Source organism: Providencia sp., assembly GCF_052096715.1.
Lineage (GTDB): Bacteria > Pseudomonadota > Gammaproteobacteria > Enterobacterales > Enterobacteriaceae > Providencia.
This window is the reverse complement of the sequence record NZ_JBQDNB010000024.1, coordinates 59,217-69,223: the sequence shown is the minus strand read 5'-3', so window position 1 is coordinate 69,223 and position 10,007 is coordinate 59,217. Positions and strand designations below refer to the sequence as shown.

Annotated in this window: 9 protein-coding genes; 2 read left to right on the top strand and 7 right to left on the bottom strand. The window is 39.9% G+C overall.

What is annotated here, in order from left to right:
• Nucleotides 1-238 precede the first annotated feature (238 nt).
• From ACTH6U_RS16425 to citC, 7 genes are all read right to left on the bottom strand, one after another.
• Nucleotides 239-1,672: an anion permease gene (locus ACTH6U_RS16425; protein WP_294107683.1), complete on the bottom strand. Its 1,434-nt coding sequence runs from the start codon at nucleotides 1,670-1,672 to the stop codon at nucleotides 239-241.
• Between the two features lie 304 nt (nucleotides 1,673-1,976).
• On the bottom strand, nucleotides 1,977-2,903 hold the full coding sequence (gene citG / locus ACTH6U_RS16420; RefSeq protein WP_441832661.1) for a triphosphoribosyl-dephospho-CoA synthase CitG: 927 nt from the start codon (nucleotides 2,901-2,903) through the stop codon (nucleotides 1,977-1,979).
• A complete protein-coding gene (gene citX, locus ACTH6U_RS16415) occupies nucleotides 2,884-3,429 on the bottom strand; it encodes a citrate lyase holo-[acyl-carrier protein] synthase (protein WP_336430840.1) in 546 nt (181 codons plus the stop codon). Before citX ends, citG begins: the two co-directional genes overlap by 20 nt.
• Before the next feature lie 3 nt (nucleotides 3,430-3,432).
• Entirely contained in the window at nucleotides 3,433-4,959 is a 1,527-nt protein-coding gene (gene citF, locus ACTH6U_RS16410) for a citrate lyase subunit alpha (RefSeq protein ID WP_441829469.1), read from the bottom strand.
• A gap of 10 nt (nucleotides 4,960-4,969) precedes the next feature.
• Entirely contained in the window at nucleotides 4,970-5,866 is an 897-nt protein-coding gene (gene citE / locus ACTH6U_RS16405; protein ID WP_336430839.1) for a citrate (pro-3S)-lyase subunit beta, read from the bottom strand.
• A complete protein-coding gene (gene citD, locus ACTH6U_RS16400; protein ID WP_294107675.1) occupies nucleotides 5,866-6,162 on the bottom strand; it encodes a citrate lyase acyl carrier protein in 297 nt (98 codons plus the stop codon). The genes citE and citD overlap by 1 nt, the downstream gene beginning before the upstream one ends.
• Nucleotides 6,162-7,235, bottom strand: a complete 1,074-nt coding sequence (gene citC / locus ACTH6U_RS16395; protein ID WP_294107673.1) for a [citrate (pro-3S)-lyase] ligase — start codon at nucleotides 7,233-7,235, stop codon at nucleotides 6,162-6,164. The genes citD and citC overlap by 1 nt, the downstream gene beginning before the upstream one ends.
• Before the next feature lie 367 nt (nucleotides 7,236-7,602).
• Between citC and dpiB the strand changes: the two genes are divergently transcribed.
• Together dpiB and dpiA are read left to right on the top strand one after the other, a co-directional pair.
• Entirely contained in the window at nucleotides 7,603-9,240 is a 1,638-nt protein-coding gene (gene dpiB, locus ACTH6U_RS16390; RefSeq protein ID WP_441832660.1) for a sensor histidine kinase DpiB, read from the top strand.
• Nucleotides 9,233-9,916, top strand: coding sequence for a two-component response regulator DpiA (gene dpiA, locus ACTH6U_RS16385; RefSeq protein WP_294107671.1), 684 nt, complete (start codon nucleotides 9,233-9,235; stop codon nucleotides 9,914-9,916). The genes dpiB and dpiA overlap by 8 nt, the downstream gene beginning before the upstream one ends.
• The last annotated feature ends 91 nt before the right edge of the window (nucleotides 9,917-10,007 follow it).

Sequence of the window (10,007 nt, the reverse complement as noted above, 5' to 3'; positions counted from 1 at the left end):
TTGGCTGCGCTTGCTAACCCTAGTCACATACTTATGTATGCTCCTAGGGATTAGCGTCACTTGCCGCCTAGCCACAACTCGAACTATTTTGAGTAGGTTACTTATTCTATTTCAAGCTGTGGCGTTAATTTTGAAAGTAATAATCGCTTAGCAAGAAATAATACTGTATTTAAATGGGGTACAATTTTTACATTGCACCCCATTAGGAATATTTAGTGGGTAATTAAATGCGAAGGCATTAAATCAAGCCTGTATTGATTAGAATTTCCCACCAACCCAAGCCGATAGTCATATGCACTAACAAACTTAAGAAAGCGATGATCCCACCAATAATCCACCAAGAACGAATATCGTTATAACCTGCACCGAATACGATTGGAGCAGCAGCGCCTCCGTAATGGGTTAAGCTACCGCCATAGGCATTGGAGAATAATAAGCCTAGTGCTAACAGCATCGGAGGTGCACCTGCAACCATACCTACGGTAGCAAATACAGGTACCATTGCGGCGACATATGCACCGCCAGAGGCGAATAGGTAACGTATCGCGACACTGATAAACATAATGACAAAGAACGCCAGCATGGTTTGATCGCCAAAGGAAAGGTGTTGTCCCATGACATCAGCTAGCCATTTGAAAAAGCCTGCTTTAGTCAAAACACCGGACATTCCGATGATACCGCCATACCAAATCAGCGTATTCCAGCCACCTTTATTTTTTAATACGTCATCCCAAGTGACAACACCAAGAATTAGCGTTAATGCCATGACACCGATAGCCACGCTTGAGGCGCTAACGCCGACTTTATCTGCAAATATCCAGCCTGCTAGTGCAATAATAAAGATAAGAGCAAGCAGCTTTTCACGGATAGTCATTGGGCCTAAGTCACTAAGACCTTTTGCGGCAATTTCTTTGTTATTGACCTTCTTTAACTCAGGTGGATAGAGTTTATAAATAATCAATGGCGTTAAAATAAGCATGATTAAGCCAGGTACTGATGCAGCTAAAGCCCAGCCGCCCCAACTTAAGTGAATACCCATAATGTCCGTCATCATAGCCAATGCTAAAGCATTCGGTGCCATTGCTGTTAAAAACATATAGCTGGTGGTTTTAGTCACCATATAAACGTTAACTAACAAGTAATGACCTGCTTTACGGGGGCTTTTTTCAGGATCTGAGCCAAGCGCTACCGCCACACTATTAATGATAGGAAAAACAATCCCACCCGCACGAGCTGTATTTGACGGTGTTGCTGGCGCTATGATTAAGTCAAGTAAAGCTGTGACATATCCTAGTCCTAGAGTTGTTCCGCCTAATTTACCAATGAGGATATAGGAGAGTCTTTTACCAAGGCCTGTAATAACAAACGCAGCACTCAGTGTAAATGCAGCAAATACCAACCATGTGGTACCGGATGCATAACCACTTAATACTTCACCCGCTTTAACTTCTTTGGTACCGGTTACGCCAATAATAATGGCACTAGCAGCGATAGTTGCTAACAAAATAACTGGTTCTGAATAAGGTTTTAATACCAGCCCAACAATTGCGGCAAGGTAAAGACCAAATAACAGCCAAGCAATATGAGGCAATCCTGCTGGTGTCGGTATTAAGGCGATAATTATTGGAATTGCTATTAGGAGCAATAGTTTCCATATCTTATCTTTTTGCATAGGCCAATTTCCTTGATTTATATACCGGTCAACTTTTAAATACTAGGAAGTAGCTTTAGTTGCTATTTTCTACTCATTTAAATTGTTTAGGGTATAAACTTTTAATATTATGAATTTGTTAAACTGCATATCCGGGATATAGCTGTATCTTGAATAGGGATAATATTTTTAATATTTATCATCTTTATTCGAGTTTTTCGGATATGTCATAAATTCTTTAAAACAATAATCGGCAATAAATTTAAATATAATTTTGATGTCTATTTTTATAACGGGTTCTATCGATTTATTTATTATCCCTGTGTTAATTAATGTTTAAATTATTGGTTGTGTTTGATCTATTTTGATAAATCTCAGAACACGGTAGTCGGGCAAAAAACCAAGTCAAAATTAATAAATCGGCACTGCCGCCGGGACTGAGATTTTTATTAATACATTGTTGGTCAAACTGTTTTATTTTTACTAAATCTGCGGGTTGATTAATCCCTGTTTGTAGTAGTTGAGCTGCTTGTTGTTTTATCCACGCTAAACCTTGCATACCGCCACGATTGGCAATATTGGTATCGTCATTAATTTTCATTAGTAAAATTAGCGTGTTTAATAAGGCAATATGTTGTGTCTTTCCTAATGCAAGTTGCTGTAAATAATAAGGAAGTGAATGGTTAATCACTAATTGATAGCCGCCCTCAGCTTCGCCTCTTGCGCCAGTTAACCCAAAATGCTGATATAAACGTTGTCCAGCAGTAGGTTTATCTGTGGGTTGTTTTAATTCAGTACAAATACCGTGGCACATAGCCGCAACTAATTGACAAATCGCGTCGGGAGAAACCCTTTGTTGTAAAGCGAGTAACCTACCAATTGCCGTCAGTACTAATCCGAGTGAAAAAATCGTGCCCTTATGGGTATTGACACCTTGAGTTGCACGGAACATCGATTTTTCACAATCTATACCGATAGTTCTAATTTTAGGTAGGACTTGCTCGATAGCTAAATCTTTGTAATTAGCACCTGCTTGTAAAAATTGTGGAAAATGTTTTGCAATCGCTTTGGCGCTTAAATGAAAATCAGTGAGCGCCATATCTTTGTGCGCCCCGGTGTTGTGCTTGTCCACCAGTCCCGGTTTTGGGGTTAAATTCACTTCAGCTAACATGGCTTGCCAGCCGAGCAGGCTATAATGGTGAATGATATCTTCATTGAGCGTATTAGACTGTTCAATAAGTTGTAGGCGCATTGGCTAACTCCTCGATTCGATTCAGGATTTCGCTTAGCGGATGTGTGCGTAAACGAGCACACACTTTGGCTTCATTATCACAAATTAAACAGCTTCTTGAGGTCTGATTTAATTGACTACGTGAATACTGCTGTCCTTGCGCATCAAAAACATCAAAATCCCATAGTCTGCCGATGGGTGATAACTCTTCCGCTTCAATTAAGGCTTTTTTGACGAGATTTGCGTCTGCATCAACGGCAACAAAGCATTCAGGACCTGTTTTTAAAGCAAAAGATTGTTGTGATAAAAGTACCCACTGCCTGCATAAAGCAACTTGTTTAAGCGCATTTAACCCTTGATTAAAGATGTGTCTAACCAAATGACTGTCTTTGACAGCACCCGGGAAAACAACGGTAAATGAAATCAAGGTTACCTGGTGGAGACCAATCCATTGCTGCTGGCGAGCTTGACGGGTATCACGACTCGCCAGCAAATCAGGTAAAGAAATTTCAAATTGCTCTTTAGTATCAGGCAGTGGGCAAAACATGAACTACTCCTTAATTTGATGTACAACATCAATAACAGAGCCATCGCGATAACGGACAACAGCGACAACTTTATCTGTAAATTCAATTGGATTAGGTTCACCAGTGAGTAATTGAGCCCGTTCACGCAGCCAACTCATTGAAACAGTTTTAATACCTTGGCTTTCAAGTTGTTGCTTCAATTCAGGGCGAGCAGGGTTAACAGTGATACCATGGTCAGTGACTAAAATATCGATGCTCGAACCTGGTGTGACACAAGTGATAACTTCATCGACTAAGGTTGGAATACGACCACGTACTAAAGGTGCAACAATAATGGAAAGTTTCGCGGCAACTGCCGTATCACTGTGACCACCAGATGCACCACGGATCACGCCGTCAGAGCCAGTTAACACATTGACGTTAAAGCGAGTATCAATTTCCAACGCACTTAATATCACCACATCTAGCATATCAACCGAGGCTCCTTTGGAGTCAAAGCAGGCATATTGATTGGCGCTAATTTCAATGTGATTAGGATTACGCGCTAGCGATTCAGCGGCTGCACGGTCAAAACTTTGCACGTCTAATAATTTGCGAATAAGTCCTTTTTCATGCAAATCGACAATTGTTGAAGTAATACCGCCGAGAGCAAAACCGGCTTGAATATTATGGCGTCTCATTTTGTCTTCGAGGAAGCGCGTTACCGCGAGTGAAGCGCCACCTGTCCCGGTTTGCAGTGAAAAACCATCTTTGAAATAACCTGATTTTTCAATTACATCTGCCGCAGTACGTGCGATCAACAATTCTCTTGGGTTTGATGTCATACGCGTTGCATCGGCACCAATTTTGTCGGCGTCACCTACACGTTTGACTTTCACTATGTAGTCAACTTCATCTTGTTTAATGCTTGATGGGTTATGGGGATAAGCTAATAACTCTTCTGTTAACATCACCACTTTTTTGGCTGTTTCAGCATCAATTTTAGCGTAACCAAGAGAACCGCAGCTTGCATTGCCAGTGTAACCGTTAGCATTACCGTACTCATCACAAGATGGTACACCGATAAACGCCACATCGATATTTAACTCGCCGTTATGAACTAAGTTGGCACGTCCACCGTGTGAATGGATTTGCACCGGCTCATCAAGTTCTCCGCGAGAAATGGCTTCAGCTAACGGGCCACGAATGCCTGATGTATAGATTTTACGAATAACACCATGGCGAATATGTTCAACAAGCGGTGAGTGGCAACCACTTAATGAGCTAGAGGCTAAAGTTAGGTTGCGAAATCCCATTTCGGCAATCACTTGCATGACCATATTTACCGTGAGATCGCCACCCCTAAACGCATGGTGAAATGAAATTGTCATACCATCTTTAAGGCCTGAGCGACGTATAGCCACTTGCAGGTCATCACAAAGTTTGCGATTTCTTGGTTTTTGAACCTGCTGTTGCACTTTGCCAATATCTTTAAATGTGCGTAATAGCTCATCAGTTTTAGGTTCTAAGTAGGCTGATACGCGCGCCTGACGCTGTGTAGTATTTGTCATTTTCTTTGCCTCACTCTTCCCGAATACCTGATAATGCCGCGCGTGATAATACAAGTCGGGCTCTGTCAATAACTGGGCCATCAACCATTTTCCCGTTTAGGGAAACGACGCCTTTGCCTTCGAGGGCAGCGGCATCAGCAGCATCAACAACACGTTGTGCATGGTCGACTTCTTTTTGAGTTGGTGCATAAAGATTATGAAGTAACTCGATTTGTCGTGGATTAATTAATGATTTGCCATCAAAGCCGAGCTGTTTAATGAGCGCGGCTTCTTTGAGGAAACCTTCTTCATTATTGGCATCAGAATAGACAGTATCAAAGGCTTGGATACCGGCTGAACGAGCGGCTTGTAAAATGGCGCACCGAGCATAGAGGAGTTCGATGCCGTCTGGAGACCGCTCGGTGCGCAAATTGCGGACATAGTCCTCGGCACCTAATGCGATGCCAATAAGTCGTGCTGATGAATGGGCGATATTTACAGCTTGAGTGATCCCCATTGGTGATTCTATGGCTGCAAGAAGTCCAGTACTTCCTTCTTCACGGCCACAGCTTTTTTCAATACGTAATATTTCACTTTCAATATCAATGACATCTTGTGCAGTATCAGTTTTTGGTAAGCGAACGATATCAGCACCGCCGCGTACGACAGCTTCGAGATCGGCAACCCCAAAAGCAGAATCAAGAGCGTTAACGCGCACAATCGTTTCTATGTCTTGATATAAAGGGTGTTGAAGTGCATGGTAAACCAAGCGGCGTGCGGTATCTTTTTCACGCAAGGTTACCGAGTCTTCTAGGTCAAACATCAACGCATCAGCTTTATAAATAAAGGAATTACTGAGCATTGCTGCATTTGAACCAGGCACAAATAACATACTTCTGCGTGTGCGTGTTTTTCTTTCTGGAGTCATTATTTGTTCTCCCAAGGCAGATATTCAACGTCACAAGCACGAGCAAGTAAGGCTTCAAGGCGTGCTTTGAGAACACACTCTAATGCGCCTTTATCATCAACTATAATCTGTGCACCTTGGATATTGTGTTGATTAACAAGCTCAAGCACGATGCCATGAATTGCATCACCAAACTGTTTTTCGACGCTACTACTTATTTGAATAGAAACCTCTGGTGTATCTTCTAAAGGTTCTATTCGTACCATGACATCACTTGATTCAAGTGTGCCGGCAACTGCTGCGTGTCGTATTTTCATCATTCACCTATCACTAATTCGGAACTTTCGATGCGGTTTATCGTAGAAGGTACTTGGGAAGCCAACATATCTTGTAAATATTGATAAGTGGCTTCGGGCACAATCGACTTAATCGCCGCAAGATCTTTTTTAGCGAGCAGTCTTCGAACTTGCGAGGCGGAGACCGCCGTGCCATCAATGACCATTCGCTGCAATTCAACGAGTTCAATAGGAGGGAAATTCATCTCTTTCGTTTCAAGCCAAAAGCGCATGTCTTGGTTATATTGATTAGTGACTTGGCAAAAAGGCTCAGAACCTACGAATCTATGGGTAATTCCCAACGCTGGAGCAATATATTGACGAAAAATCTTAATATCGATCTCGGTGTAACAGTTGTTGGCGACGGTTTTATCTTTAATAAAGTAGCAAGGGAATGTGGCACGAGAAATAATATATTCAGATCCTTTATGGATAGTTAAATTCTCTATACCTTTAGTGCCTGCTTCGATAAGATTGAGTCTCACGTTATAAGGAAAGCGTGAGGTATCTTCTTTAACGACAAATAAATGTAGCCAATCACAGGCTTTTGCTGCTTGTTCTATTAAATAACGGTGGCCGAGTGTAAAAGGATTCGCATTCATGACAATAGAGCCAATTCTTTTTCCTGGTTTGCGTTGTTCTTTTAAGCTTTGTAAATAACGTTTTAAGTAACAACAGCTATTTTCCATTAAAACCATGATATTAGGAACGGTGGCTATCGTATGAAATCCACATTGTTGAAATAGGCTTTCATTTTGAAATTTAGTATAAATAAATAAATGTGTAGTATTATTCTCATAAGCGAGATTAACTAATTCAGTCGCTAATTTTAATGCAAGACCTTCACCACGAGCGTCATCGCTAATTGCAACGCATTTAATTACGTTTTTAGCTAGTCCTCCGCAAGCAATTAATTTATCGCTGCGAGTTATGGTAATGAAAACGTCGATACTTGCATCAAGTTCTAAATCGTTTTCCTTTAAAAACTGAGTTATTTCAGCAAGTTTTCTGTTCTCATGACGTTTCACCTGATTAAACGTTATGTTTTCGAACATATTAGTATCCTGCATCTCTTTTAGAGATGTTTTTAAAATGTTGCTAATGTTAAAGTTAATTAAATAAATATTTTTTGAATTTTCTTATAATTAAATTCTAAGTTTTTATTTAATTACCCTTTTCAATATTAATATTAAAGCTACTGTATTTAATATACTTGACCTATTTCATGTTTCTAAAATGAGTTTGTATTTGTTTAATGGTTTTAAAGTTTTTAATTATCTTATATGGGGTTTATTTCGTGGTTTTAATGCGTTTAATTATTAATATGTGTATTATGATTTGGGTGTCAGTTTATTTTCTTGGTTAATCTATCATTTTTGTTTTAACAAAAATTTTACTTTTCAGTCAGTAACGAGATTAAAAATGAAAAAAGAGTATCAGCTTCCTACATTAAAAAAAGTAAACTCGATTTCATTTTCGGTCCGAGTTTTTTTCCTTCTATTAGTCGTCTCGTTATTTTTGACGTTAGGGCTCGGAAAATATTTTACGGATACGGCTGAAAACCGGCTAATGGCAAACATTCGTTCTTTGGCTATGAATCAAGCAAAATTGATTGCATCGATGGATGGCGTGATTGAATCCGTGAAAAAAAGAGATATCCTCCAATTAAAAATCATTGCAGATAAGCTTAATCAAGACTCAGATTATGACTATGTAGTAATTGGCGATGAAAACTCAATGCGTTTATATCACCCCAATAGTTCTAAAGTGGGTTATAAGATGCAATGGAATAAGCCGGGTGCTCTGGAAAATGGTGAAAGTTATTTTATTGGCGGTGAGGGTTCGATTGGTAATGCGATGCGCGCTAAAACTCCTATCTACGATGAAAATGAGAAAGTTATTGGCGTTGTATCGATTGGTTATCTAACCAATAAAATTGATACATCACGTAGTGAATTATTTGTTCAGACCGTTGCGACTTTTTTTGGTGTTTTAGTGATACTGCTATTTTTATCGTGGGCATTTACACGTTTAATTCAGCGTCAGATGCTGGGTATGGGACCCGATCAAATAGCACAGTTAGTCTTAGTTCAAAAAGGTATCTTTGAGGCGGTCTTTGAAGGAATTATTGCGGTTAATTATGATGGCAAGATTATTAATATCAATCATAATGCGAGAAAAATGCTTTCATTGAGTGAGCCGGTAGGGCAACTTATAGGTAAATCTATTTCTGAGCATATTTCACCAGCTGAATTTTTTACGAAAGATATCTCAACTACTAAGCATGATATTTTATGTGAGTTTAATGGATTAAATGTGATTGCTAATCGAATTGCTATTCGTGATGGCGATCAATTAATTGGTGCGGTGATCAGCTTTCGCAGTCAAAACGATATTGAATCATTGAATTCCCAACTGACACAAGTTCGTCAATATGTGGAAAATTTGCGAACGCTACGCCATGAACACCTTAATTGGATGTCGACGCTAAGTGGTCTTTTACAAATGAAAGAGTATGACCAAGCTTTGGCGCTGATTAAGGGTGAGTCTGAATCTCAACAGCAATTAATCGATTCGTTGAGAGAGCAATTTTCAGATAAACAAGTGGCCGGCTTATTATTTGGCAAATACCACAGGGCGAAAGAACTTGGTTTACAACTTATTTTTACGCCCGGAAGCCAATTACGTTCATTACCTGATTCATTAAACAGTACCGAATTTTGTGCAATTTTAGGTAACTTACTGGATAACGCATTTGAAGCCAGTTTAAAAATTAATAGTGGTAATAAACAAGTTGAATTATATCTCTCAGATGAAGGACCGAATATTGTGATTGAAGTTGCCGACCAAGGATGTGGCTTTCCTCAAGAAATCCAAAGTAAGTGGTTTGAAAGGGGTATTACGACGAAAAGTGAATCTGAAGATGGCCATGGTATCGGACTTTATTTGGTTTCATCCTACGTGAACAGATGCAACGGTGAGGTTATTATTGAAGAAAATCAACCTCATGGTACAGTGTTCTCTATATTTATTCCGAAAGTGAAGATACAAAATGATTAAGATAAAAATCCTCATTGTGGAAGATGAATTACTTCTTGCAGAAATGCATGCAGAGTATATCAAAGCTTATCCCGCGTGCGACAAGGTTTGGGTAGCAGGAAACCTGGCCGAAGCCAGACGAATGATTGAATATATGAAACCTGATTTAATTTTATTAGACAATTATTTACCTGATGGTAAAGGGATTGATCTCGTTCATGAGTTGATTCAGGAAAGAAATACTGCTGATATTGTCTTTACAACAGCGGCAAGCGATATGGAAACCGTTTCAGAGGCGATCCGTTTAGGTGTCTTTGATTATTTGGTGAAACCTATTGCTTATGAAAGGCTCGGACAAACTTTAGATAGGTTTATACAGCGCCGATCTGTATTACAAACCAAGAGCAAAACAAGCCAAAGTCAAATTGACGATATGTTCAATACCTATGCCCGAGGTGAAGCTAAAGAAGAGCTGCCAACGGGCATTGATGCGCTGACGCTAGATAAAGTACTCGCGCTTTTTACACAAGCAGGTGCACAATACACAGCAGAAACTATCGCAGAAACCATCAAGTTAAGTCGCACAACGGCTAGACGCTACTTAGAGTATTGTTTGGCTCAAAATAAGATTGAAGCCGAGATAGAGTATGGAAAGGTGGGGCGGCCTCAACGCGTTTACCGAAAATCCTCTTCATAGTTTAAATTGTAGGGGTGTTGGCTTCATACGCTAACCCTAGTCACATACTTATGTATGCTCCTAGGGATTAGCTTTATTTGCCGCCTACCTA

Excerpts from the sequence above, each read along its gene's own strand:
- citF (WP_441829469.1), bottom strand. The coding sequence starts at position 4,959 with ATGACAAATACTACACAGCGTCAGGCGCGCGTATCAGCCTACTTAGAA.
- ACTH6U_RS16425 (WP_294107683.1), bottom strand. The coding sequence starts at position 1,672 with ATGCAAAAAGATAAGATATGGAAACTATTGCTCCTAATAGCAATTCCA.
- citX (WP_336430840.1), bottom strand. The coding sequence starts at position 3,429 with ATGTTTTGCCCACTGCCTGATACTAAAGAGCAATTTGAAATTTCTTTA.
- citE (WP_336430839.1), bottom strand. The coding sequence starts at position 5,866 with ATGACTCCAGAAAGAAAAACACGCACACGCAGAAGTATGTTATTTGTG.
- dpiA (WP_294107671.1), top strand. The coding sequence starts at position 9,233 with ATGATTAAGATAAAAATCCTCATTGTGGAAGATGAATTACTTCTTGCA.
- citG (WP_441832661.1), bottom strand. The coding sequence starts at position 2,903 with ATGCGCCTACAACTTATTGAACAGTCTAATACGCTCAATGAAGATATC.
- citC (WP_294107673.1), bottom strand. The coding sequence starts at position 7,235 with ATGTTCGAAAACATAACGTTTAATCAGGTGAAACGTCATGAGAACAGA.
- dpiB (WP_441832660.1), top strand. The coding sequence starts at position 7,603 with ATGAAAAAAGAGTATCAGCTTCCTACATTAAAAAAAGTAAACTCGATT.
- citD (WP_294107675.1), bottom strand. The coding sequence starts at position 6,162 with ATGAAAATACGACACGCAGCAGTTGCCGGCACACTTGAATCAAGTGAT.